The sequence below is a fragment of the Sporosarcina sp. BP05 genome (genome assembly GCF_014282005.1).
Lineage (GTDB): Bacteria > Bacillota > Bacilli > Bacillales_A > Planococcaceae > Sporosarcina.
In genome coordinates this window covers 12,833-38,457 of the sequence record NZ_JACFTD010000005.1, presented here as the reverse complement: position 1 = coordinate 38,457, position 25,625 = coordinate 12,833, and the positions used below count along the sequence as shown (strand labels likewise).

Genomic DNA, 25,625 nt, shown 5'->3' with positions numbered 1-25,625 from the left:
GGCGTTTATTGATATTAGTGGGTGAAATTCAATGAGCTAAGATACACGAGCAATGCCAGCATTCCGATACCGATAAACAGATTCACATCCATCAGTGATACCCTCCTTCAAAAAAACATACAATTACCTTCATTTTTATTGTACAATGAAAATAAGAAAGAAGAAACCTTTTCAATACTTTTTCGTCAAATAAACTACTCATGAACAAAAATAATAACAATTGCGGGTGAAGTGTAGTGAAAAAATGGTTACAGAAAACGCTTATTGTTGCCGTAGCACTCTTGACATTCGGTGCCATTTCACCGAATCATGAAATTTGGACAAACTTACAAGACAAAGATGTCTCGAAACATTCCGCAAGTCCTTCGCAAAGTGACAATTATCCAATTGAATTAGCAGATGCGTTCTATGATGATAGTTTAGAAGATAATTCGGACTCCATAGAAGATTTATTTATCACGTCTGCGAAAAAGCTTTCGTACATGAAATTCGGAACAAAAGTCGGTCCGGTAATCGCTGATGAATTTGACAGCGTTATTTTCCCAAAAATTGAGGAAGCCATTCAAATGACGCTTGCAAGTTCTGATGATGTACATAAGCGTCGTCTTGCTATCAGTGAAAAGCCTGCCGGGGATTATTCAGAGAAAATTTTCAATGTATATGATCTTGAAGACAGAAAAGACCTTATCCGTTTCCATGTTCGTACTGAAAAAAGGCCGAAAGACGGCTACTACTATAACTTTCATTATCATATTGCCGCAGATGAGTTTACGGCTCATCATTCAATCGGTGATATCTATTGGGCAAAAGACACACCTCCTAAGTGGTTATCTTAACCATGCTGGGGGTGTTTTTTTAATAATATTACCATATTGAACTGGAATCATAACAAGACAGTAAATCAGCAAAAACAAAGCGATAACCCAGAACCCTATCGCTTTATTGTCCATCAGTTCGGATAATTAGTTGTTAGTCGTTTTACGGAGGAAATTGGAAAAAGTTTAGTTTTGGCTTATTATGTATTTCTAAATCGATTTTTTGCAGTAAACTCGCTGTCCTGCTATGATAAAGAAGTAAATAGAGAGGGGTTTGATTATACATGAATATGAATTTTGATCTTTATATGAATGATATCCTTAAAACAGCACGTGCGGAGATGGAAGCTGGTGGATATGAGCAGCTGACAACGCCTGAGCTTGTGGAAGATGCTTTTAAACGCCCGGGCACGACACTTGTTATGGTGAATTCAGTTTGTGGTTGTGCAGGCGGTATCGCACGTCCAGCGGCTGCACATGCAGTACATTATGACAAACGTCCGGATCACTTAGTAACTGTATTCGCAGGACAAGACAAAGAGGCAACTGCACAAGCACGTATGCTATTCGGAGAAGATCACTTGCCTTCTTCACCATCATTCGTACTGATGAAAGATGGCAAGATGGTAGCTGAAGTTGGACGTTATGAAATCGAAGGACATGATCCAATGTCCGTTGTAACAAACCTACAAAGCCAGTTCGAGGACTATTGCGAAGAACTGTAAGAAAAGTGTAGTGCGCCTGCAAGTGGACACAGCCTAAGTTCTCCACGTCGAGTGGCAACGGCTGCGTAACTCACATCCTGTGAGTGTCCAAGTGTCTGGCGCACGGAAGCTAGACTTAATAAGTGAAAAACAGTCCGTACGTGCTAGTTGCACATACGGACTGTTTTTTGTTTTTTACATAATCATACTAAGGCCAAACATAACACTTGAAGCAAGCATTGCGCCAACCATTACTAAAACGATGATTTTTTGTACTTTAGGGTTGCTCATTAGTCAAAACTCCTTAAGCTTAATAGTTCTATTTTAACAGAATTTATGAATATCACAACATCTTGTCGTTTTAATAAGGTAAAATGTACATTAGGGGAGGGGAATTGGTATGCAAAAAGTAGACCACGTTGGAATTGCTGTGAAGAGTATCGATGTATCACTAGACTATTACATAAATACGCTCGGGCTTACGCTTTTGGCAGTTGAAGAAGTCGCCAGTCAGAAAGTGCGCGTCGCATTCATTGACGCCGGGAATATTAAGCTTGAATTATTGGAACCACTGGGGGAAGATGGGCCAATTGCGAAATTTATCAAAAAACGCGGCGAAGGTGTTCATCATATCGCATTTGGTGTGACGGATATTCGTTCAAGAATGGCTGAACTGCGAGAAAAAGGCGTACAATTACTTCAAGAAGAACCAAAACCGGGTGCTGGCGGAGCCGAAGTTGCGTTCCTTCACCCTAAATCATCATTCGGTGTTTTGTATGAGCTATGTGATAAAAGCGGTAAAGGGGACTGACAAAATGGATATCTATGATAAAATTAATGAATTGTATGATAAAAAAAGAGTGATTGAACTTGGTGGCGGAGACGAGCGAATTGCTAAACAGCATGAAAAAGGGAAATTGACAGCAAGAGAACGAATCGACCTGCTACTAGATCCGAATTCATTTGTTGAATTAAATCCGTTCGTTGTCCACCGTACGCGTGATTTCGGTATGGACAAGCAAGTAGGTCCTGGGGACGGCGTGGTGACAGGCTACGGAAAAGTTAACGGCAGGCCGATTTATTTATTCTCACAAGATTTCACTGTTTTCGGAGGAGCGCTTGGGGAAATGCATGCGATGAAGATCGCCAATGTCATGGATCTAGCTGCTAAAAATGGCGCACCATTCATCGGACTGAATGATTCGGGCGGAGCACGGATTCAAGAAGGTGTCGTTTCACTTGACGGCTATGGTGAGATTTTCTATCGTAACGCTATTTACTCCGGTGTTATTCCGCAAATATCGGTCATTCTTGGGCCTTGTGCAGGCGGCGCAGTTTATTCGCCAGCCATCACAGATTTTGTATTTATGACGGATGAAACGAGCCAGATGTTCATCACAGGACCGAAAGTAATTGAGACGGTTACTGGAGAGAAGATATCGTCAGAAGATCTCGGCGGTTCGAAAGTTCATAACTCGATCAGCGGGAATGCCCATTTCAGAGGTAAAGATGAGAAGACAGTTCTTGAAAATGTTAGAAAATTACTTGCTTACTTACCGCAAAACAATACGGAAAAACCGCCAGTCGCGGCTTATAATGAAGCAGATGATTACCGCGGAAACTTGGCAGATGTCGTGCCGTATGAAACAATTCGCCCATATGACATTCGGCGTGTCATCGAACAAGTCGTCGACACGGACTCCTTCATGGAGGTTCAAGCTGAATTTGCAAGAAATGCTGTCGTCGGATTGGCCCGTATGAAAGGGGAACCGGTCGGCCTCGTTTGTAACCAGCCGAAAGTTATGGCAGGGGGGCTCGATATTGATTCATCCGATAAAATTGCACGTTTCATCCGATTCTGTGACTCTTTCAATATTCCAATCATTACGTTTGAAGATGTGACTGGGTTCTTCCCGGGCATTAAACAAGAGCATGGTGGTATAATTCGCCACGGTGCAAAAATTTTGTATGCTTATTCGGAAGCAACTGTGCCAAAAATAACGGTTATCCTTCGAAAGGCATTTGGCGGTGCTTATGTTGCACTGAACTCCAAATCAATCGGAGCGGATATTGTCTATGCTTGGCCAAATGCTGAAATTGCAGTTATGGGTGCGCAAGGCGCTGCAAATATCATCTTTGCCAGAGAAATTGCCAATAGCGATGATCCGGAAGCAATGCGTGCAGAAAAGATCGAGGAATACCGAGAGAAATTCTCAAATCCTTACGTTGCGGCATCACACGGCATGGTCGATGACGTTATTGATCCGCGTGAAACACGTATTAAACTATTGCAAGCACTTGACATGATGCGCAACAAGCAAGAAACTAGACCGAAGAAGAAACACGGTAATATGCCGTTATAATTAAGGGGATGCTTTAAATGAATAAACAAAGACTGCTTGAAGAATTTTTTGAACTTGTACAAATTGATTCTGAAACGAAAAACGAACGCGCGATTGCAGATGTTTTAACACTAAAAATGGAAGCTCTCGGTTTTGACGTTGAGGAAGATGATTCTGACGATCGGACTGGACATGGTGCAGGTAACTTAATTGCGACGCTCAAAGGGACTGCTGAAGGCATCGACGCAATCTATTTCACGTGTCATATGGACACTGTTGTTCCAGGTCAAAGTATTAAACCTGAATTGCGTGAAGACGGTTATGTCTATTCTGATGGTACGACAATTCTTGGCGCAGATGATAAAGCAGGAATCGCGGCCCTATTTGAAATGGTACGTACGTTGAAAGAAAGCGGTAAGCCACATGGCGACATTCAGTTCATTATTACAGCTGGCGAAGAAAGTGGCCTAGTCGGCGCGAAAGAGATGGATGCGTCATTGATTACAGCGAAATACGGCTATGCTGTCGACAGTGATCAAAAAGTAGGCGGCATTGTAACTTCTGCACCGTTCCAAGCGAAATTATGGACGACAATCCATGGCAAAACAGCACATGCTGGCGTTGCACCTGAAAAAGGAGTTTCTGCCATCAATATCGCGGCGAAATCGATTGCTGCAATGTCACTGGGTCGCATTGACTCAGAAACAACTGCTAATATCGGACGCTTTGAAGGTGGACAAGCAACGAATATTGTCTGTGATGAAGTGCGTATTTTAGCGGAAGCAAGATCTATCAATCAAGAAAAGCTCAATGAACAAACCGAACATATGATTCGTACATTTGAGCGGACTGCTGAACTAATGGGCGGAACAGCTGAAACAGAAGTTCAGCTTATGTATCCCGGATTTAGTTTTGAAGAAGATGCAGAAGTCGTGCAAACGGCGATGACAGCCATCAACAATATCGGACTGACGCCAGAGCTAATGACGAGCGGCGGTGGAAGCGACGGTAATGTATTTAACGGCGCAGGTATCCCAACAGTTACATTAGCTGTCGGTTACGAAGAAATTCACACGAAAAATGAACGGATGCCGGTTGAAGAGTTGAACAAGCTGACAGAACTTTTGCTTGAAATCGTCCATGTAACAGCGAATAAGTAAAAGGAGGGGGATAGAATGAATGATTTAAAAGCAGTTATTGTCCAGTGTGGTAACGAGGAATACGCGATTGCTGTCGATGCTGTCGTTTCAATCGAGCGTCTCGAACAAGTAAATCCGATTCCACATCTACCTGACTATATGCTCGGACTTATGCGGATTCGTGGAGAACTTGTTCCGATTCTAGATTTTGAACAGATTCTTTATGGTAAAACTGCAAAAGGATTCGAAGATGCACGGGTTGTGGTAGTTCAGACTGGAAGCTTGTTCATGGGACTCCTTGTACTGGATGCGAAAGAAATTCTTGATATACCAGAAAGTGCATTAACTTCTTCAGGACTTATGGCGTACTCAAGAACACCGTATTTCACAACAATCGCAAATTTGGAAAACAGAATGATTACATTTGTCGACCCTGAGATTTTATCCGAAACGCTTGCTGGGATGGATAAAATCGGCGAGTACGTAGAAGCACAACTAGCACAAGAAAAGTAATGCGTAGGCCGGGCAGTGTCATCTGTCCGGTTTTTGCATGTTATAATTGGTATATAACTAAACTAAGCGAAGGCGCCTCCCAAGGGGGAGTCGAAGCCCTAAGACTAGCGGCGAAGCTCCTTGGCTTAGGATGTGAGACATCCCCTAGCGCCGTAGCGAATTCAATGGCATTCTTTATTTCTACGTAAGCAGTATAAAACTGAAGGAGGGGAATGTGTCGTGACAACGGTTGGTGAATCGCAAGCAAAGGTCATTCTTCATCTTGATATGAATAGTTTTTTCGCATCCGTTGAACAAGCCCATGACCCTTCCTTGAAAGGTATCCCAATGGCGGTTGCTGGTAATCCAAAAGCACGGAAAGGCATCCTTGTGACGTGTTCCTACGAAGCGAGAGCGCTTGGCATTTACACGACGATGACCGTCGGCGAGGCGAAGCGACTATGTCCCGGTCTTGTAATTGTCCCGCCCGACTTCGAAAAGTATCGGATTGCTTCGTCTGCGGTTTTCGATTTGTTACGAACCTTTACAGACCTTGTGGAACCGGTGTCAATTGATGAGGCGTATATCGATATTACGGCAATTGGCGGATTGACCAATGCTGTGAATATTGCATCCGCTATGCAACAACGCCTTTTACAGGAGCTCGACCTACCTTGTTCAATTGGTATTGCGCCGAATAAGTTTCTTGCAAAGACTGCCTCCGATATGAAAAAGCCGATGGGTATCACGATTTTACGGAAGCGGGAAATCGAGTCAATCTTGTGGCCGCTTCCAGTTATTGAAATGCATGGAATTGGGAAGAGTACAGAGAAAAAGATGAATGAGTTAGGCCTTTACACAATCGGGGATTTGGCAACAACAGATGAAATTACCATTAAATCTTCTTTTGGAAAACACGGCATTAGTCTACACCAACGTGCAAATGGTATTGACTACCGTCTTGTAGACCCTGAAGCCGCTGATGAACGAAAAAGTTTCGGCAGCTCAACTACATTAACTGTAGATGAAACTGATCTGGATGAATGCCTGAGGGTTTTCAAATGGCTGGCGTCCAAAGTAGCTAACCGTCTTGATAATAGACAATTAGCCGGTACAGTCGTTATGATCCAGATACGTACAGCCGACTGGCGTAATCATTCGCGTAGCCGAACAGTCCTCAATCCTCTTTATAAAGAACAAGATATTTACAAAGAAGCTGCAGATTTGTTTACAAGGCATTGGGATGGCGAACCAATTCGACTTCTTGGTATTACTGTTTCAAATGTGGTTATGATGGATGAACTACATGAACAGCTATCCATTTATAATTTTGAAAAACATGCGAAAGAAGAGACAATGGATACTTTGCTTTCGCAGTTAGAACAAAAATTCGGTCCCGGAACAGTGAAGCGGGGCATGAAATGAAAGGTGGATATCCGTTATGGAACTACAATTTTTAGGGACAGGTGCGGGTATGCCGTCCAAAATGCGTAATACTTCAGCCGTCATTTTGAATTTGTCGGCCGAAGGGGAAGGGTACTGGTTATTCGATTGTGGAGAAGCGACGCAACACCAGCTATTACATACATCGCTAAAACCACGAAAAATCGGCAAGATATTTATCACACATCTGCACGGCGATCATATTTTCGGATTGCCCGGATTAATAGGCTCGCGTTCATTCCTTGGTGGTGAGGAACGACTTGACATTTACGGGCCTTCCGGATTGGATGAATGGTTGAAGACAACGTTACGCGTGACCAACACACATTTAAACTATGAACTAATTGTTCATGAAATCGGGGAAGGCGTTGTTTTCGAAGATGCCAATTATCGTGTAACCGCTAAAAGATTACAACATATAATTCCGTGTTTAGGTTATCGGATTGAGCAAAAGCCGCTTCCGGGAAAATTACTCATCGCTAAGGTGAAAGAAGCGGGTGTACCAAATGGTCCACTACTAAAACAGCTGAAGAGTGGAGAAGACGTTATTTTGGAGGACGGGCGCGTTGTTGTCAGTTCAGACGTCACCGGAGAACCGCAGGCAGGATTTAAGGTTGCAATTCTTGGTGATACCAATTATTGTGCCGCGGCCGTTGAACTGGCACGAGACACGGATATTCTCGTTCACGAAGCGACATTCGATATAGATACAGGAAATCTGGCGAAAGAATATGGCCATTCAACAATCGGTGATGCAGCACTGGTAGCGCAGGAAGCCGGAGCGAAAACGCTTATTGCCAATCATATTAGTGCGCGTTTCATGCCCAGCGACGTGGCGCAATTGCAGAAACAAGGGGAAGCCATTTTCCCTGCACTCCATATCGCGGATGACTTCTCACGTTTCGAATGGAAAAACGGCGAAGTTATTCGAGACTAAATGGACAATTGGAGTTATTAAGGTTGTTTCCGTCCGTTATAACTACTTGAATAGCGCAATGCTTTCGTCAAAAATAAGTTAGTAATAACCCGATTTTACCCACTGCTGGGAGAATCGGGTTTAGTTTATTTATCAAACATTAGTTCACAGAAACAACTTGTCCTTTTGTCATTCTCTCCAATTCATCTGGTGTTAATTGAAACACGGCTTTTGGGTGTCCAGCAGCAGCCCAGATAGTGTCATACTGGAAAAGGTCTTCGTCAATTAAGGTTAGTATGCGTTTTTTATGCCCTAATGGAGGAACACCGCCAATAACAAATCCAGTGGATTCACGGACAAAATCAGCATCGGCTTTACCTAGTTTGTCATTTAGTATTTGAGCAACTAGTTTCTCATCAATACGATTGACCCCACTTGCAACGACCAATAGCGGCTGGTTTGTGTTTTTTAGTTTGAAAATAATTGATTTAGCAATCTGCGCGACCCCACACCCCAAGGCATCCGCCGCTTCTTGAGCAGTCCTAGCGCTGTCCGTCAATTTGACCACCTCGTTTGGATGTCCTAATTCCAGTAGTTTCTCCTGGACTTGCTGAACACTTGTCGTTACGTTCTGCATAGATTCCAACCCTTTCAAGCATTTTTGTTTAATAGGCAATATTCTACAAGGTTATAGCCTTTTCCTTCATATTTATTGGATTCATTAATAAAGAACGTTTATGCGCTATACTAAAAGTGTATAGTTAGAGTACTGCAATTAATGGAAAGAGTGATTGTCTCATCATGAAAATTATTAAACGCAAACGTTTCCGATACGTATTGTTTTTCTTATGCCTACCCATCCTTGCGTTTATTTTTCCGTCTTGGACTCCTCGAATTAGAGATGAAAGCAGAGCACTGCTGCCAAATAGTGTCTCTACGCTTGAACAAATTGAACTCGGCGGTATTAGACAGTCGGTCCTTATTCGCGGAAATGATCAGCGTAATCCTATTTTATTATTCCTTCATGGCGGACCAGGCTACTCTCAAATCGCTTATGCACGACAATATCAAAGGGATTTGGAAAAGGATTTCATCGTCGTCAATTGGGATCAACGGGGTTCTGGAAAGTCTTATCATTGGAATCTAACTCATGAAGATTTACAAATCGACAATCTAGTTGAAGACACACTCGAACTAACAAAGTACCTGGAACATAAATTTAACCAACCCAAAATTTTTATAGTCGGGCATTCTTGGGGGAGTATGTTAGCAACATTGACAGTTCAACAATTTCCTGAGCATTTCTATGCTTATATAGGTATAGGACAAGTTGCAGATGCTCCGTTCGGTGATCATTTGTCGTATCAATTTGCACTTGATGAAGCAATAAAACGAAACAATGCTGAAGCGATAAAAGAGCTTGAAAGCATTGGACCACCCCCTTATAAGCATTATAGTAAAGTTACAAGGCTAGAACAGAAGTGGATTACTGATTTTGGAGGAGCCGAACGCAACAGTCATACACAGAAAGAACTGATTAAAGGGATATTACTGGCACCTGAATATACCTGGACAGATGGAATACGCATGGCATTCGGTAGCCGGTTGTCGAAAAATGCAATACTGCCTCAAATTCAGTATTCTAATTTTTTTAAAACCGTCCCCGCTTTAAGCGTTCCTGTTTACCTATGCATGGGAAGATATGATTATATTACGCCATCTGAAGATGCTTACAACTACTATAAAAAGTTGAGCGCGCCTGACAAACAGTTTATATGGTTCGAGGAATCTGCTCACTTCCCACATTTCGAAGAGATAGATAAATTCCATACGCTAATGATCGCCATTAAAGAGAAGGCTCTAGTAGCGTCACACTAAAAAACGCAGTAGTGCTACTCCCTATAAGGGGTAGCGCTACTGCGTTTTTTGTTGTCTAAGAAATTATAAAATCTCATACTGTGGATAAGTTGTAACGTAGTGATTTTTCGTCTAGACTCCAGCGCCTAGCCACTCGAGTCGCTTCTGTCGGGGCTGAACAGGCGCTTGCGCTTTTGTTCTTTAAAACATCCAGCCTCGCTCATACTGTTTCGGTGACTGAATCTCAACACGAAGGTCTTTTGCCGCTGTATAGGCCCAGTACGGGTCACGCAATAGTTCGCGAGCCAGCAAAATCATATCGGCACGGCCATTTTTCAAGATTTCTTCTGCTTGGATACCAGTAGTGATCAAGCCAACGGCAGCTGTTGCTATATCGGCGCCTTCTTTAATTGTTTCCGAAAACTTCACTTGATAGCCAGGGAATGCATCAATTGCGGCTGGAACGACCGCTCCAGAACTAACATCAATTAGATCGATGCCTTGCTCTTTCATCCACTTCGCCATTTCGACGTATGCAATGGACGTCATGCCCCCGTCAGTGTAATCATGCGCGGATATTCGGACGAAAAGGGGACCCTCCCAAACGGTGCGTACTGCGTCGATAATTTCATGTAACATGCGATAGCGGTTTTCTGCAGTACCACCGTAATCATCCGTCCGTTTATTTGATAATGGAGACAGGAATTCATTAATAAGATAGCCATGTGCACCATGGAGTTCAATTACGTCGAACCCGGCTTTCTTCGCTCGAATTGCACCTTCTTTGAATGCTTGGACAGTCGTTTTTATATCGTCTATAGTCATTTCAACAGGTGATTTATACTTGTCATTAAATGCAATTGCTGAAGGTGCATAGATATCGCCGTCAACTGTCGCTTTTCGTCCGGCATGTGCGAGCTGGATACCCGCTTTCGCACCATGCTGTTGCATAAGACGGACCACTTCTGTTAAGCCTTCAATATGTTCATCGCTCCAGATGCCAAGATCTTGTGCAGAAATACGCCCCGCAGGTTGTACGGCTGTCGCCTCAACGATAATCAAGCCAACTTGACCGACTGCACGTGTGGCGTAATGAGTCTTATGCCAATCCTCAATCATTCCGTCTTCGTTATGGCTCGAATACATACACATCGGCGACATAACGATACGGTTTTTAAATTCAACATCGCGTATTGTAAATGGTTCAAATAACATTGCCATGTTCTTAACCCCCTTAATGTTTAACACGATTAGTATATCAAAGGCGGGAGTATAAGGCAGGGGTCCCGACTTGGGAGGGTGCCTGGCATTAACACAGTTTGGAATTGTATTGGTACCATTCTACTTGAAATTAAATGGTATTGGTAAAATTGAAAAGCTATTGATGTATCATTTTAATTATATGATTCATCTGACACATTAGAGAAATTCAAGTATGGAAAATGAGGCGATCAAGAATTATGAATCACTTGTCTTTTGAACAAATACAGGTACACTTCGTTATTTTTTCAAATGTAATGAATGTAGGATATAATTATAAATAGGAATAGGTAGAAAATGAATTAGAAGAGGGAGTTTTTTAAATGACGCTTAAACAACAACTAAAGGATTCAATGAAAGAAGCCATGAAAGCGAAAAACAAAGAAGAATTAACAAGTATTCGTTTAGTTTTAAGTACGATTCAAAAAAAAGAAATTGATAAAAATGATGGTAAAGAGCTTAGCGATGAGGAAATTATGCAGATCGTTCAAACGGAAATTAAGCAAACTCAGGAGTCTCTGATGTATGCGAAACAATCTAATAAGGATGAGATGATAATTAATCTTGAAAATCGAATTCAGTTTCTTACATTATATCTACCTACGCAGCTTAGCGAAGATGAAGTTAAAACAATTATAAATAATATTATCGAATCGAATGGTTTTTCCGGTAAGCAAGATATGGGCAAAGTGATGGGACTTGCGATGTCTGAACTAAAAGGCAAAGCTGAAGGCGGTTTAATCAGCAAAGTTGTAAAAATGTTGTTGTAGTATAAATAATCAGGTAGCACTGTGCGAAACACTAGTTGGACAATAGACCACAATTGTATAAAGTTAATAGAAAGGCGACCATATCAATATTTGGTGCCTTTCATTTAACTTTAATAGTCTGAATACTGGATCATCATAATTCAACCTTTATCCTTTATTAACGACGGAAAATTGAGTTACGGTGCGTATTTTAAATTCGTGCATCGTTTTGGTGTTACAACCTAAAAATTGAACTCGTTGACCCACTCCAAGTAAAATGCTAGCATAGGGGTACGGGGTATATGTACCTGCTTAAGGAGGCGAAATCATGGAGGAAATAACGAAAACAACAGTCCAGCCCAATAAGCAACAACTTCTTAATCGATTAAAACGTGTCGAAGGACAAGTAAGAGGCGTTCATCAAATGGTCGAGAATGATCGCTATTGTGTCGATATTTTGCATCAGATTAGCGCGATTCAATCGGCCATGAACAAGGTTTCTTTAGCCCTGTTAGAAGATCATACACATCACTGTGTAGTGAATGCCATTAAAGGTCAGAATGGTGATGCGGCTATTAAAGAATTGATGGACGTTATGAAAACAATGACGAAGTAAAAAATAAACCTCACTTGACATACCTATCGGGGGTATAGTAAGTTTAGGGGAATAACTAAAACAGGAGGTTTTAATATGAAAGAAACTTTAAAAGTAGAAGGCATGTCATGTAATCATTGTGTTAATTCAATCGAAACGAGCGTCGGGGATCTTACTGGTGTTTCAACAGTCAAAGTAGATCTTGGCAATAAAGAAGTTTCGGTAGAATTTGACAATGCAACCACATTTGCGCAAATCAAAGAAACGATTGAAGAGCAAGGCTACGACCTAGCTTAACGAATAGACTTTCTGCTTACACCACGTGGGGGTATATAGCAGTAGAAACGATTATACTTTTAGGTATGATCCTTCTTTTTGAAAAATTTATACCCCTGCCGAGTATCGGAGGAGAGACAAATGGCTACAGCAGAAAAAACGTTACGAATTACTGGCATGACTTGTGCAGCATGTGCAAATCGCATTGAAAAAGGGCTCTCAAAAATAGAGGGTGTTGAGAAAGTCAATGTTAACTTTGCTTTGGAACGCTCAACAATCGTCTTCAACACAGCTAAAACGAATGTCAATGAATTTAGGGAAAGAGTCGAAAAACTCGGTTACAGTGTCGTTCAAGAAAAAGTAGCTTTTGACATTTCAGGTATGACCTGTGCGGCATGTGCGACGAGAATTGAAAAACGAATTGGTAAGATGGATGGTGTTTCCAACGCTAGTGTTAACTTTGCGCTAGAAACAATTGCAGTCGAATATGATAGTAAACAAGTTGAAACAACTGAGATGATTACGGCCGTTAAGAAAATGGGCTATGAATTAATTCCAAAACAAGATAGCAAAGACAAAATGGATCACAAGGAACAGGAAATCAAAAAGCAAGAGAAAAAGTTCATCCTTTCACTGATTTTGACGATTCCATTACTATGGACAATGGTGGCGCATTTTGAGTTTTTATCATTTATTTATATGCCCCATATTCTAATGAATCCGTGGCTTCAGCTTGCATTTGCGACGCCTGTTCAATTTATTATTGGCGCTCAGTTTTATAAAGGTGCGTATAATTCACTTCGTAATAAAAGTGCGAACATGGACGTATTGGTTGCACTGGGTACAAGCGCGGCATACTTCTATAGCCTTTATTTATCGATTGAATGGATGAATACTGGGAAAGTTGGAAGCCCCGAGCTGTATTTTGAAGCGTCAGCTGTCATCATTACATTAATCGTCCTTGGTAAGTTATTTGAAGTTCGTGCAAAAGGGAAAACGAGTCAGGCGATTCAAAAGTTGCTAGGTTTACAAGCGAAAACTGCGAGAGTTCTAAGAGACGGCGTTGAAATTGAACTGCCGATTGAAGAAGTTATTGCGGGCGATAGAATTCTTGTGAAGCCAGGTGAAAAGATTCCCGTGGATGGGGTAATTATTGAAGGACGTTCGGCCATCGACGAATCGATGATTACAGGAGAAAGTATTCCAGTTGATAAAGTTGCGGGTGATAATGTCATTGGCGCAACTATCAATAAGAACGGTTCATTGCAAATCAAAGCGACAAAAGTTGGGAAAGATACAGCATTAGCACAAATTGTAAAAGTGGTGGAGGAAGCACAAGGTTCAAAAGCTGAAATCCAACGTTTAGCTGACAGAATTTCAGGTATCTTTGTACCGGTTGTTGTCGTTATTGCGGTTGCAACGTTCCTAATTTGGTTTTTCATTGTAACACCAGGCGATTTCCGTTCGGCATTGATTCCAACGATTTCTATTCTTGTTATTGCTTGTCCATGTGCGCTAGGTCTGGCAACACCGACATCGATTATGGCGGGAACAGGAAGAGCAGCTGAATTGGGCTTACTTTTTAAAGGCGGAGAACATTTGGAAAATACCCGCTCAATTGACACAGTGGTGTTGGATAAAACAGGAACAGTGACAAAAGGTCAACCTGCGTTAACAGACATTACAGTAACAGCGGGCTTTACAGAAGATGAAGTGCTGCAACTAGTTGCAACAGCTGAAAATCAATCCGAACATCCTTTGGCGCAAGCCATTGTCTTGGGCGTCAAAGAAAAAGGGTTATCATTACTTGACGTGACTGATTTTGAAGCACTGCCAGGCTATGGAATACGGGCTATTGTTAGTGGTAAAGAAGTGTTAGTCGGTACTAGAAAATTGATGAACGATTATAAGGTTACTATTTTGGGTTCGAATGCTACTATGGAAAGGCTTGAAAGTGAAGGGAAAACAGCGATGCTGATTGCAGTGGATCATAAACTTGCAGGTGTCGTGGCAGTCGCGGATACAGTGAAGGATACGTCAAAAGATGCTATTGCCAGATTGAAGGCATTGGGCCTGGAAGTGATCATGCTAACAGGCGATAACCAACGAACTGCGGAAGCAATTGCTCGTCAAGTTGAGCTCTACTATGTCATTGCAGAAGTATTACCCGAACAGAAAAGTGCAGAGATTAAAAAATTGCAAGACCAAGGTAGAAAGGTAGCAATGGTTGGGGATGGTATCAATGATGCACCGGCACTTGCGATGGCAAATATTGGAATGGCTGTCGGAACGGGTACAGACATTGCGATTGAGGCAGCAGATATTGCACTGATGCGTGGAGACCTAAATAGTGTAGCTGATGCGATTATTATGAGTCACAAAACGATGCGCAATATTAAGCAAAACCTATTCTTCGCATTCTTCTACAACACAATCGGAATTCCAATTGCGGCAATTGGTTTATTAGCACCTTGGGTTGCGGGTGCAGCGATGGCTTTCAGTTCGGTGTCTGTTGTATTGAATGCATTGCGTTTGCAAAAAGTTAAATTGTAAAAGGAAGGAAGCCATGCGGGAATTCTGCATGGCTTTCGTTTTAATAGTAGGGAAAATTTCATTGATTGAAGCTGACATTGATCGAAATTTCGCATAGACTGATAACAACAGGGGAAGGTGGGGATTAGTTTGCTAATAAAACCAAAGAAATTGCAACCAGGGGATAAAGTTGCCACAGTAAGTCCTTCTTATGGAGGAGCAGGTGATCCGGGACTTAGATGGCGCTATGACCAAGGAGTAAAAAGACTAGAAAATATTTTTGGCCTTGAGGTCATTCCGATGCCGAATAGTTTGAAAGGATCAGAGTACCTTTATAAGCATCCACAGGCTCGTGCAGAGGATCTGATGACGGCATTTAAGGATAAGAGCGTTAAAGGAATATTCGCGAATCTTGGCGGGGAAGATAGTATTCGTTTACTGCCTTATATTGATTTTGACGTAATACGTAAAAATCCGAAAATATTCATGGGCTATTCCGATGTGACGATTACTCATTTGTTTTGCCACAAAGCTGGGCTCTCTTCTTTTTATGGTCCAGCAATTTTAACCGATTTCGCTGAAAACGTCGAGATGGATTCCTATACAGTCGATATGTTGAAGCGGATACTTTTTTCTGATGAAGTTATTGGTAAAATTAAGCCTGCTAAAAAATGGACAAGTGAACGTTTAGAGTGGCATGAAAGGAATAAGAATAGACGGCGTACAATGCAGAAAAACGCTGGATATGAAGTGCTTCAAGGCTCAGGTGTTGTACAAGGAAGATTAATTGGTGGGTGTATCGAAGTACTAGAGTTTGCGAAAGGTACAGAGATTTGGCCAGAACAGAAGCATTGGAAGGACTCCATTCTTTTCTTCGAAACATCGGAGGAAAAGCCGGAACCTAGTTTTATAAAATATTGGCTACGTAATTATGCTGCGCAAGGTATTCTGCAAATGGCAAATGGGATCATTTTTGGAAAACCACAGGACGAGAAATATTATGAATCCTATAAAGAAGTCATTCAACAGGTCATGAGTGAGTATGGCTTGGAGGATTTACCGATTCTATATAATTTGAATTTCGGCCACACAGAACCAAAGTTTGTCTTGCCCTATGGAGTGATGGCAAGGATAAATTGTGATAAGGGGACTTTCGCAATTTTAGAGAGTGGGGTGGAGTGAGGTAAGTGTGGTCAAGCCCCTTAATAACGGACAGTGTATAATTGTTCGTTAAATCACTTAAATAGCCGCGTTCATAAATGAAGTCGGCGTCAAATAACCAAGTCGTTTTTGGCTACGGTCGTTGTTAAAGTACTTGATAAAATTCGGTAAATCCTCCATCACCTGTTCTGCTGAATTGACCGGGAACTGATGTGGGAATTCTGTTTTGAGATGGGAGAAGAAGCTCTCTATGACGGCGTTGTCCCAGCAGTTTGCCTTCCGTGACATACTTGGTATAAAGCCTAGTTTTTTGGATAATTGGTGATGATTAAAAGAACGATAGACACTTCCTTGATCGGAATGGATAAGAATGTTTTTTAAATCTGTTAAGCTTCTTGTCTCCATAGCCGCATAAAGTGTATCTTCAATCAGCTTAAGATTCGGGCTATCACTGATAACGAAGGCAATGATCTCACGGTTGTATAGATCCATAATAGCCGAGAAATAGAACTTTACTTTATTAACAACGAGCTCTGACATATCTGTCACCCATTTACGGTTCGGTAGCGTAGCGTCAAAATGGCGTTCAAGAAGGTTGGGAGGAACGAAACCCGCGCTCTTTATTTTCTCTTCTTTTTTGGATTTCTTAACTCGAATTTTAGATTTAATATTCATTTCCTTCATCAGGTTTGAGACACGCTTATGGTTAACAATGTGATTTTTAGTACGCAATTCTCCAGCTATACGCTTTGCACCATAAGTACCGAAATGCGCGTCGTAGAGGTGTTGAATCGCCTTCACGTCTTTGATATCACGGTCGGAAATAGTTTTTATAGGACGCTTTAAGTAGTCATAATAGCCACTTCTGACTATGCCTAGCGCCTTGCATAAAATCACAACTGTATATTCCCCTCTCAAGGCGGATATGGCTTCATATCGTTTACTTATTCGTTCTCCTTGAGAAAGGCAAGGAACTTTTTTAGAATTTCAATCTCCAATTGTTGGTCTTTGTACTGCTTTTCGATATCCCGTAAACGTTTCAGTTCGTTTTTTAGTTCAGGTGTATCCCCAACAATCAGGGGTTGTAACGGTTTTATTTCTGGTGATTCATATTGTTTAATCCAATTGATAATCGTACCCAAGGAAACGCCTAATTCAGCAGCTACCTCTTTTTTATGCCTATTATTTTCTAGAACTTCTTTCACTGCATAGAGTTTATGTTTAGGATGACTTTGGCGATGTGTTTTTTTGTTTTCAAGATTCATAAAAAGTCTCCCCTTCAGACAGGCTAGTTAGATAATTATATCACTTGTCTATTATAGGGGGGGCGAGCAGTGGTACTCGTAAAACTCGACCTTTGTTTGATGAAGCATAGGCAAAGCTAGAAAAGCTTCACAAATTCATTAGGACAGAGTATTTAAGGGCAATGGAAAGCGGTGGGTAAATAGCAGATGGAGTTTTTATATTGGGAAAAAGAGTTGCTGATCAGTTTATTTGGTCGGTAGCTCTTTTTTCATTAAAGGGGATTGGAGTGTTTGATTAATTCCAGTATTTAATTTAATTAGGTTACAATGGTAAATAAGGGGTGGAATGTACGAGGGGGATTCAGTTTTTCAATGAACATAATATACCATACCTTTCTACGGATAGAGTGATAGAATCACAAATAGAAAAACTTTTTGAATTTTTCAGGGACCATGATAAAGTGATGCTATTTGATCGACTAAGGGGATGGCAGGCTTGAAAAAAATAAAAAAAAGAGTTAGTAAACTTTTAGAGTTATTTTTTTTACTATCAGTGGAGTATATTTACTAGTAGCAGGGATAGGATTAATCATCATGATATTGTTTACTATTCCTTATTTTTCGCAATAAGGGAGTGATTTCGGCCATTGGTTTAATGCTTTTTTGGGAGAAAGAAGGAAATAACCAACTTACGCTAACTGGAACTATAATTAAATATAGGAACAAACTAGCCCCATTTATTTTAAATCTTAAACTGTTCATCAAAATAAACCTCATCGTTTAAAATAGCCAAAAGAAAAAAATGATTTATTAAACTACGGAAAGTGGGATTTAAATGAGAAAAGTTGAAGTTAAGCCTTATGATGAACAATGGGTTTCAAACTTTGAAGAAGAGTCCCATAAATTGCATGAGATCTTCGGTTCTGAAATTATCGAAGTTCACCATATCGGCAGCACGGCTGTAATTGGACTGCTGTCAAAGCCCGTCATAGATATAATGCCGGTAGTGAGTGACATTAATCGAATTGATGAATTTTACAAGGCAATGGTTGCCATTGGCTATGATCCAAAGGGGGAAAATGGTATACACGAACGTCGATACTTCCAAAAAGGAGGAGATAATCGAACTCATCATGTCCATATTTATGGATTAGGTAATCCTGAAATTGAGCGTCATCTCGCTTTCCGGGATTATTTACGGGTGCACTCAGATGTTGCACAAGAATATGGTAGTTTAAAAGAGCAGTTGTCTCATTGTTTTCCCTATGATATTGAGTCATACATCAAAGGAAAGGAACAGTTAGTATTAGAGATTGATCGGGCAGCAGTAGGTTGGTATAGTTGATTATTTCACTTTGATATTAATGTCGCAGCATAAAGGATGGTTGTCTACATAATGGATCCCTTCGTAAAAAGTAAGCTCAGATAGATTTTAGACTTCATCCTATTTATTATCATAGCGGGTTGTCTGTCGTATTTTGCTGTTTACAAGGTGTCATTTTTGCCGAATGGTTATGATATTGTTTCACAGCAAAAAGATAGTGTAACCATAAAATCATTCAATATTATTGGAGAAGAAAAGGATACAATTACCTTGTTATTTTCTGTAAATGTTTTATGGGAGATTGAAGAATTGAACTATGGAGTAAAGCAGCAGAAAGATCTTTTTGGTTTTTTGTTTACTGCAAGTAGTATTTCGATTCTCATGCTTATTTTGAAATTGCATAAGGGGGAGAAATTTTGATATGCATTCTGGGGGAGTCGTATTTTTTTACTATGCTGTTTCCGTTAGTTATTCTCATGAACTCTTTGAATGGAATTCAGGATTTGATTTTCTGATGGATTAATTCAGTACGTTAATCCAAAAATGCTCACCCTATCTTTTGAAAAAATGGTATGGCAACTGCCTGCCGTTTTTTCTGTGGGATTATTCAATGCTTTTTAAAAACCTTCTACTAGGGCATCTCGTCTAATAATAAGGGAGGAGGGGTAAATTTGGAAGAATTGTTCGTCGGAGCGTTTGAAATAGAAGACAAGGAAGTACTAATGGATGAGATTATGAATCGGCACGGACAAGACATCTTACGACTTGTTTATACTTATGTCCGTAATAAAGAGGTGGCAGAGGACCTAACACAGGATATCTTTGTGAAATGTTATAAAGCACTTCATACATACAGTGGCAAATCAACGTTAAGAACATGGTTGTGGCGAATCGCTATTAACCATTGCAAGGACTTCCTGAAAAGCTGGTATAACAAGAATGTCATCATTACCGAAGATGAACCAACACATAACAGTACTAGAAAAGAAATGATTGAAGAAGTCGTGATCCAACAAGAAGAGGATGACCATTTGATCGCTGCAATCATGACGCTGCCCATTAAATACCGAGAAGTAATTTATCTTTTTTATTACGAGGAATTGTTGATCAAAGAAATCGCAGTGGTCACTGAAGTGGGCGGAAATACAGTGAAAACTAGACTGAGACGTGCCAAGGAGTTGCTTAAAGAACGATTGGAGGAGTAAGGGATGGATGATCGTTTAAAAGGGCTAAAAAATTCAATGAATAACACTACATTTAGCCAACTCAATTTTTCAGAGCAACATCGCAAGGGAATTCGAGAAAAAATAAGCAAAAGTGATAGCAGTAAAGAAGAAATCTTATTAGCCGTTATGCAGCTTCTGGTCCAAGAAAAAACGGGCTATGAATTGGTGAATTTCTTACGCGGACGGGGAATTCGGAAATTTGAGGACAATGAAGGAAGCTTATATGTCTTGTTGCATCAGCTAGAACAGGACGATTGCTTGCAAATCGGCTGGAATGAGTTGACTGTTAAATATTATCAATTAAACAATAAAGGTAAGAAGTTATTACGAAAAACAGAGCAACAGGCTACAACTAAACGGTTTACCTGGAAGGGATTAGTGGAGGGGTGACAGACAAGTGGAAAAAAGAAGACTATCATTTTTAAACGAAGTTAGGGATCAAATTAAATCAACAGAGGCAAAGGAATTTGTGGCGGCTGAATTAGATTATCACATAAAAGAGGCGAAGAATCATTTGCTGGCAAAAGGCGTAGATGAAGCACAGGCAGAAGAAAAAGCTGTCGGGCAAATGGGGAGTCCGGTAATGCTTGGTCAACAGCTGAACAAGCTCCATCGGCCGAAGGTGGATTGGCTGACAGTGATTTTGTTAGTAATTACGTTAGGGTTAGGGTTTATACCAATCTTATTCGTAGATCCAGACTATTCCTCTCAAATTGGCGTGGATGCTAGCTATTTTTCAAAGAACAAGGGAATCTTTTCCTTGCTAGGTGGGGCGGTAGCTGTGGGGATGATGCTAATGGATTACCGAAAACTAGCGAAGTTCGGCTGGTTATTTTACGGGATTGGAATGCTTATTCTTGTGGTGTTACAAACTTTTCCATCCTCATCCCATGGTGTTCCTGTTATAGATATAGGACCATACAGGGTTATGGGCTTGACGGCTATACCATTTTTTCTATTAGCATGGGCTTGCTTTTTTAATCATAAAAAGTTGATGCTTTGGCAAATTAGTTTATTATTTATACTTTCTTGTTATTTATTCTTCATGACCTCTACTATTCCGACAACTTACATCTACGCTGTTATGGTATTTGTGATGCTTTGGTGGAGCCAGTTTAGTCGGAAAACGATTCTTATCACTACAAGTGTGATGGCTAGTTTTCTTTTTTTGGTAGGTTTAGGTGTTTGGCAATTTGGTGTCGGTGTTTATTCTCTGAAAAATCGATTTCTAGCATTTATTAATCCAGAGAGGTATTCAGAAGGTCCAGGCTACCTTATATTGCTTATCAAAGAGCGGATGTCAGAAGCTGGTTGGTTGAGTAATGCTTCGAATCATCAAGTAATACCAGATGTTCACACTGATTTGGTATTCGTTGGTTTTACGTATTACTACGGCTGGCTAGCTGCCCTTGCTCTCGTCTGCATTCTTCTCCTTTTTGTAGCAAGAATCATGATGGTTACGCGTAAGATACATGATCCATTTGGCAAGCTTCTTCTTTTCGGTGCTGTTGCTCTTTATACGGTCCAGTTAGTTAGCAATATCGCAATGACACTTGGTCTCTTCCCAATCATGTCTATCTCATTACCATTTATCAGTTATGGATTAATGCCAATCCTGTTTAATGCCTTTTTAATTGGGATTGTATTAAGCGTCTATCGGAGGAAAGATTTGACGTCGAGTGGTTTTAGTCATCTAGAAAGAGGACAAATTTAGTTATATGTAAACTAGTTCGATAAGATAAAACGCATGTTTCTAAAACTTGAACGATAGCTCGAATAGTAGACGCTTTTTATAAAAGTGGCTACTATATTTTCGCACTACTTATTTAGAATTAACTAAATGGTATACCTCACCAGTATAACGAACAAATCTAGCGAAGGAGCGACAAGTGTGAGCCGAAGCAATAAGACTGACAGTTTTCTTCTGACAGGCTTATTGCGTAAGGCCATCACCAAGCGACAAAGCGATGTAGGAAGAACATTCTATTTGTTAAGTCCCAATTATATATTCGAGTTTTGCGTCCCACTGTTTATTGCAAAATGAGTAGCTTTAAGACTGCGCTCCTAGCTCACGTGACCGCGCCTCCGCTTTTTCAATACAATCCGCAATCGTTTCTTTGAACTTTCCGTTCTCTAGCGCTTCCAATCCCGCTTGCGTCGTACCACCTGGACTCGTCACGTTGTTCCGCAGTTCCGCTGGCTCAGTACCTGTTTCTTTCAACATTGCCGCTGCCCCTTCAAGCGTTTGGATGATAAGCGCGCGTGCTATGTCTTTTGAAAGTCCTTTGCCGATCGCTGCTTCCTCAAGTGCTTCTGCTAAATAATAGACATATGCTGGACCGCTGCCTGAAAGAGCAGTTACTGCATGCAAGTCATCTTCTTCCACTTCTTTCACCATGCCAATTGATTCTAGTAGACCGAGGATATGTTTTTTTAGCACTTCGCTAATCGATTGATTCCACGCGATACCACTGGCAGATTTGCCGATTGTAGCGGAGGTATTTGGCATGGAGCGTGCGATAGGTCTTGCACCAAGGCCATTTTCGATTGTCTGAATGGAAACGCCTGCAATAACCGACAAAACTGCTGTTTTATCGCCCAAATAGGGTAGTGTATCCGCCATTGCCTGATGGATATCTTTCGGTTTCGTCGCAAGAACGACAAGATCCGCATTTTTCAGCGCCTCTTTCTCCTTGCTTACAATTGATACACCATATTTATTGTGTAAAGAAAGTAGTCTTTCATCATCTGATCTATTCATAACAAAAACATTTTTGGGTACAACTGCACCTTGTTCCACAATTCCTGCAATAACAGCTTCTGCCATAGAACCGGCGCCTATAAATACAATCGTTTTCATTCAAATTACCCCTTTCATTTCATTAATAAAAGCAAAATCTTCTGAACCAGACGCAAAAAAATGCGCTCTCGTCCCTACTAAATAAGGACGAAAACGCATGTTTCCGCGGTACCACCTAAATTTACCGGCACAAAACCGGTACATCTCGTTCTTTCTTAACGCGAAAGGCACGCCTGTGTTTCCACAGCAGCTCAGAAGGAGGTTCGAAGCGGGAGAGGGGATATGGCTTTCAGCCGGTGACCACATTTTCTGTTCTCCATTGCCACAACTACTTGTCTTCGTCAACGCCAGTATGTACTTGATTTAGACCGATTATTGCACGTTGTCTAAAAAAAGTCAACTATCTAATTTATTAGCGATTCATTGTCAGGTCATTTCCAAGATAAAGTAAATCGCAATCATAATCGCAATAACTATCCCTACTGCAATTGATACTTTCACGGCACTCACAGGGGAATTCCCACTTACTTTTCCAGTTTGTCCATTGACGAGAAAGCGATAGACCTTATTGTTGAATTGGAATGATGAAATCCATAAAGGCAATAGAATATGTTTGTAGGTAATGTTGTCATAATCCGTGGAGACACTGACAATATTAACAACATCCCCATGAACTTTTCCGTGTATACCACTTGTAATGCCATCGTCTATAACAACTTTTGCATCATTCCATCCTTCCTTCAATGGAATAGAATACTTCTCTGCCAAAAATCCAGATAAATAGTCCGTTTTATAATCAACAAGTCCATTTAGATGAAAAGGTTCAACTTTATCAATTAATCCACTGGCCACATTACGTGAAGCTTTCATCAATACATCATCAAATAATTTGCTGTAACTACCATGTTCTGTACGCCACCTGATTTTTCTTACTTGTTCTGTTACTTGTTTGGGTTTGCCATCTTCAATTACAGTCCGTGTTTTTGTAACATAATAATACGTACCAATTTGTACGACGTAGGATGAATTTGTCTGAGAGTCGAATGTCCAGTAAGGAATATAAGCACCAGCCAAATGGTCTAATTTATACGATTTGATCAGGTTGGAAGGTGCAAAGTATTTCTTTTTCATCCACACCTTGAATTTTTCGACCGCCTCGTCTTTCGTAATTTGAAAGGGGAGGACCAAAGCCGGCTTGATGCCTGCGTGGTTATCCGTTACCGCAATATGCGACGATCCGCAAAACGAGCAAAAATCTGCTACTTTGTCTTGATCTAAAAGGGTTTCGGCACCACAGTTTTCACATTTGAACACACGTTTTTCATCATCCCAACTGTGGTCTTCTGTTTCTAACGCCCGTAAGAAATCATGTTCAATCGTGTTTACCCGTGATGTCGTGATTTCCTTTTCACTTCCGCAAAATGGGCACTTAAGCGTTCCGCTTGAAGGATCAAAAACTGTATTACCGCCGCAGGAAGAGCATTTATTCACTTCCGTTTGTTCAACTAGTATCATTTCTGTATGCTCATTATTTTCTAAACCGTTCACCTAAAACACCTCTTTACCCATCACTGTTGCAAATTGTCGCCACAGTCCCCACAAAACTTCGTTTTAGGGGCGTTTACCTTGCCACATTTCGCACATGTTTTTTCGGTCACTTGTTGTGCGCCACATTCCCCGCAGAATTTTGCATCTCCATTTATTGCCGCCTGACAGCTGATACATGGCACTTTTTGCTGTTGTACAGATTTCCCACAATCCCCGCAAAACTTGGCATTCGTATTAATGAGTGCCTGACAATGCGGACAAGCCATTTTTTCTGATTGAGGGGCTAAAGGCGAATTTGTTGGTTGCTGGTTGCCTTGAAAGGCATTTGCCATGACACTACCAATTGCAGCCCCTGCCCCAATTCCTGCACCTGCACCCGCCAATCCACCACCTTCATTTCTAGCAGCTTCTCGAATTGCCTCAGCAGCTTGGTATTGCTGATACTGGTTCATGTCTCCAATAACACCCATCGATGTTCTTTTATCTATCACTTTTTCCACTTCTTCAGGAAGAGATAAGTTTTCAATATATAGGGAAGTGATGTCAAATCCGAACGAACTGAATCGCTTTTTCATCTTTTCTTTCCCTAGTTCACTGAGTTCATCATAGTGCATCGCCAAATCCAAAGCCGGAATTTTCGACTCGGCAAAAAGATCTGTCAGTCCTGATAGCACCATTTTTTTCAACTGTTCCTCAATATTACTCGTATCATAGGATGCATTAGTTCCGAACAGCTGCTTTAAGAAAACAGTTGGCTCGGACACACGGTATGAATAAATGCCATAACCACGTAAACGGATCATACCAAACTCTGGATCCCGCATCATGATTGGATTTGAAGTGCCCCATTTTTGATTGACGAACTGTTTCGTATTCACAAAATAGACTTCCGCTTTAAAAGGTGATTCAAATCCGTGCTTCCATGACTTCAACTTCGTCAAAATCGGCATGTTTTGTGTGTATAATAGATGACGCCCTGGACCAAAGATGTCCGCAATTTCACCTTCATTTACAAAAATTGCTACTTGTGATTCTCGAACCGTTAATTCTGCACCCATTTTGATTTCATTGTTTTGAACGGGAAATCGATAGACCATCGTATTCGTACCACTATCAGTCCATTCAATGACCTCGATAAATTGACTTTTGAAAAATCCAAATAACCCCATACTTAAGCCCTCCTAGTAGTTCTATATCATGCT

General features: G+C 40.9%; 27 protein-coding genes. 19 read left to right on the top strand and 8 right to left on the bottom strand.

Going from position 1 to position 25,625, the window contains the following annotated elements; translation table 11 throughout:
* Window positions 1-236: 236 nt before the first annotated feature.
* Window positions 237-836 (top strand): YpjP family protein, encoded by a 600-nt coding sequence (locus H2672_RS07485; protein WP_186670696.1) that lies wholly within the window; start codon window positions 237-239, stop codon window positions 834-836.
* Between the two features lie 263 nt (window positions 837-1,099).
* A complete protein-coding gene (locus H2672_RS07480; RefSeq protein WP_186670695.1) occupies window positions 1,100-1,540 on the top strand; it encodes a BrxA/BrxB family bacilliredoxin in 441 nt (146 codons plus the stop codon).
* Between the two features lie 174 nt (window positions 1,541-1,714).
* Here H2672_RS07480 and prli42 read toward each other — a convergent pair whose 3' ends face one another.
* The gene (gene prli42 / locus H2672_RS07475) at window positions 1,715-1,810 is read right to left on the bottom strand and encodes a stressosome-associated protein Prli42 (RefSeq protein WP_186670694.1); all 96 of its coding nucleotides are present in this window, start codon (window positions 1,808-1,810) and stop codon (window positions 1,715-1,717) included.
* A gap of 109 nt (window positions 1,811-1,919) precedes the next feature.
* On the opposite strand from prli42, the gene mce reads away from it, so the two are divergent.
* From mce to rnz, 6 genes are all read left to right on the top strand, one after another.
* Window positions 1,920-2,330, top strand: coding sequence for a methylmalonyl-CoA epimerase (mce, locus tag H2672_RS07470; protein ID WP_186670693.1), 411 nt, complete (start codon window positions 1,920-1,922; stop codon window positions 2,328-2,330).
* A gap of 4 nt (window positions 2,331-2,334) precedes the next feature.
* Window positions 2,335-3,882, top strand: coding sequence for an acyl-CoA carboxylase subunit beta (locus H2672_RS07465; RefSeq protein ID WP_186670692.1), 1,548 nt, complete (start codon window positions 2,335-2,337; stop codon window positions 3,880-3,882).
* A 17-nt stretch (window positions 3,883-3,899) separates the two neighbouring features.
* Entirely contained in the window at window positions 3,900-5,021 is a 1,122-nt protein-coding gene (locus tag H2672_RS07460; RefSeq protein WP_186670691.1) for a M20/M25/M40 family metallo-hydrolase, read from the top strand.
* Between the two features lie 15 nt (window positions 5,022-5,036).
* Window positions 5,037-5,513: a chemotaxis protein CheW gene (locus H2672_RS07455; protein WP_186670690.1), complete on the top strand. Its 477-nt coding sequence runs from the start codon at window positions 5,037-5,039 to the stop codon at window positions 5,511-5,513.
* 219 nt (window positions 5,514-5,732) lie between these two features.
* Window positions 5,733-6,917: a DNA polymerase IV gene (locus H2672_RS07450; RefSeq protein ID WP_186670689.1), complete on the top strand. Its 1,185-nt coding sequence runs from the start codon at window positions 5,733-5,735 to the stop codon at window positions 6,915-6,917.
* Between the two features lie 16 nt (window positions 6,918-6,933).
* Complete coding sequence (rnz, locus tag H2672_RS07445; protein ID WP_186670688.1) at window positions 6,934-7,872, top strand: ribonuclease Z; 939 nt, start codon at window positions 6,934-6,936, stop codon at window positions 7,870-7,872.
* Window positions 7,873-8,011: 139 nt separating this feature from the next.
* Here the strand turns inward: rnz and H2672_RS07440 are convergent, their stop codons facing one another.
* Entirely contained in the window at window positions 8,012-8,488 is a 477-nt protein-coding gene (locus tag H2672_RS07440; protein WP_186670687.1) for a YbaK/EbsC family protein, read from the bottom strand.
* A gap of 164 nt (window positions 8,489-8,652) precedes the next feature.
* Between H2672_RS07440 and H2672_RS07435 the strand changes: the two genes are divergently transcribed.
* A complete protein-coding gene (locus H2672_RS07435; RefSeq protein WP_186670686.1) occupies window positions 8,653-9,729 on the top strand; it encodes an alpha/beta fold hydrolase in 1,077 nt (358 codons plus the stop codon).
* A gap of 180 nt (window positions 9,730-9,909) precedes the next feature.
* On the opposite strand, the gene namA is transcribed toward H2672_RS07435, so the two are convergent.
* Window positions 9,910-10,929 (bottom strand): NADPH dehydrogenase NamA, encoded by a 1,020-nt coding sequence (namA, locus tag H2672_RS07430; protein WP_186670685.1) that lies wholly within the window; start codon window positions 10,927-10,929, stop codon window positions 9,910-9,912.
* A 362-nt stretch (window positions 10,930-11,291) separates the two neighbouring features.
* Between namA and H2672_RS07425 the strand changes: the two genes are divergently transcribed.
* From H2672_RS07425 to H2672_RS07405, 5 genes are all read left to right on the top strand, one after another.
* On the top strand, window positions 11,292-11,738 hold the full coding sequence (locus tag H2672_RS07425; RefSeq protein ID WP_186670684.1) for a GatB/YqeY domain-containing protein: 447 nt from the start codon (window positions 11,292-11,294) through the stop codon (window positions 11,736-11,738).
* 307 nt (window positions 11,739-12,045) lie between these two features.
* The gene (locus tag H2672_RS07420; RefSeq protein ID WP_186670683.1) at window positions 12,046-12,333 is read left to right on the top strand and encodes a metal-sensitive transcriptional regulator; all 288 of its coding nucleotides are present in this window, start codon (window positions 12,046-12,048) and stop codon (window positions 12,331-12,333) included.
* 75 nt (window positions 12,334-12,408) lie between these two features.
* On the top strand, window positions 12,409-12,609 hold the full coding sequence (gene copZ / locus H2672_RS07415; RefSeq protein WP_186670682.1) for a copper chaperone CopZ: 201 nt from the start codon (window positions 12,409-12,411) through the stop codon (window positions 12,607-12,609).
* 120 nt (window positions 12,610-12,729) lie between these two features.
* Window positions 12,730-15,141: a heavy metal translocating P-type ATPase gene (locus tag H2672_RS07410; protein ID WP_186670681.1), complete on the top strand. Its 2,412-nt coding sequence runs from the start codon at window positions 12,730-12,732 to the stop codon at window positions 15,139-15,141.
* A gap of 129 nt (window positions 15,142-15,270) precedes the next feature.
* Window positions 15,271-16,302: a S66 family peptidase gene (locus H2672_RS07405; protein ID WP_186670680.1), complete on the top strand. Its 1,032-nt coding sequence runs from the start codon at window positions 15,271-15,273 to the stop codon at window positions 16,300-16,302.
* A 57-nt stretch (window positions 16,303-16,359) separates the two neighbouring features.
* Here H2672_RS07405 and H2672_RS07400 read toward each other — a convergent pair whose 3' ends face one another.
* Both H2672_RS07400 and H2672_RS07395 read right to left on the bottom strand, forming a co-directional pair.
* The gene (locus H2672_RS07400) at window positions 16,360-17,178 is read right to left on the bottom strand and encodes an IS3 family transposase (RefSeq protein WP_370569616.1); all 819 of its coding nucleotides are present in this window, start codon (window positions 17,176-17,178) and stop codon (window positions 16,360-16,362) included.
* Between the two features lie 47 nt (window positions 17,179-17,225).
* Window positions 17,226-17,546 carry a transposase gene (locus tag H2672_RS07395; RefSeq protein WP_186670678.1) on the bottom strand — a complete coding sequence of 107 codons (321 nt, stop codon included), beginning with the start codon at window positions 17,544-17,546 and terminating at the stop codon, window positions 17,226-17,228.
* Between the two features lie 814 nt (window positions 17,547-18,360).
* Here H2672_RS07395 and H2672_RS07390 point away from each other — a divergent pair.
* The 5 genes from H2672_RS07390 to H2672_RS07370 all read left to right on the top strand — a co-directional run bounded on the left by H2672_RS07390 (window position 18,361) and on the right by H2672_RS07370 (window position 21,789).
* Window positions 18,361-18,870, top strand: coding sequence for a GrpB family protein (locus H2672_RS07390; protein ID WP_186670677.1), 510 nt, complete (start codon window positions 18,361-18,363; stop codon window positions 18,868-18,870).
* A gap of 156 nt (window positions 18,871-19,026) precedes the next feature.
* Complete coding sequence (locus tag H2672_RS07385; RefSeq protein WP_186670676.1) at window positions 19,027-19,269, top strand: hypothetical protein; 243 nt, start codon at window positions 19,027-19,029, stop codon at window positions 19,267-19,269.
* Between the two features lie 251 nt (window positions 19,270-19,520).
* The gene (locus H2672_RS07380; RefSeq protein ID WP_186670675.1) at window positions 19,521-20,054 is read left to right on the top strand and encodes a sigma-70 family RNA polymerase sigma factor; all 534 of its coding nucleotides are present in this window, start codon (window positions 19,521-19,523) and stop codon (window positions 20,052-20,054) included.
* 3 nt (window positions 20,055-20,057) lie between these two features.
* The gene (locus tag H2672_RS07375; RefSeq protein WP_186670674.1) at window positions 20,058-20,465 is read left to right on the top strand and encodes a PadR family transcriptional regulator; all 408 of its coding nucleotides are present in this window, start codon (window positions 20,058-20,060) and stop codon (window positions 20,463-20,465) included.
* A 7-nt stretch (window positions 20,466-20,472) separates the two neighbouring features.
* Window positions 20,473-21,789 carry an FtsW/RodA/SpoVE family cell cycle protein gene (locus H2672_RS07370; RefSeq protein ID WP_186670673.1) on the top strand — a complete coding sequence of 439 codons (1,317 nt, stop codon included), beginning with the start codon at window positions 20,473-20,475 and terminating at the stop codon, window positions 21,787-21,789.
* 336 nt (window positions 21,790-22,125) lie between these two features.
* Here the strand turns inward: H2672_RS07370 and proC are convergent, their stop codons facing one another.
* The 3 genes from proC to H2672_RS07355 all read right to left on the bottom strand — a co-directional run bounded on the left by proC (window position 22,126) and on the right by H2672_RS07355 (window position 25,592).
* Complete coding sequence (gene proC / locus H2672_RS07365; protein ID WP_186670672.1) at window positions 22,126-22,935, bottom strand: pyrroline-5-carboxylate reductase; 810 nt, start codon at window positions 22,933-22,935, stop codon at window positions 22,126-22,128.
* A gap of 366 nt (window positions 22,936-23,301) precedes the next feature.
* Window positions 23,302-24,423, bottom strand: a complete 1,122-nt coding sequence (locus tag H2672_RS07360; protein ID WP_186670671.1) for a Lar family restriction alleviation protein — start codon at window positions 24,421-24,423, stop codon at window positions 23,302-23,304.
* Between the two features lie 20 nt (window positions 24,424-24,443).
* On the bottom strand, window positions 24,444-25,592 hold the full coding sequence (locus H2672_RS07355) for an SPFH domain-containing protein (protein WP_186670670.1): 1,149 nt from the start codon (window positions 25,590-25,592) through the stop codon (window positions 24,444-24,446).
* Window positions 25,593-25,625 lie beyond the last annotated feature (33 nt).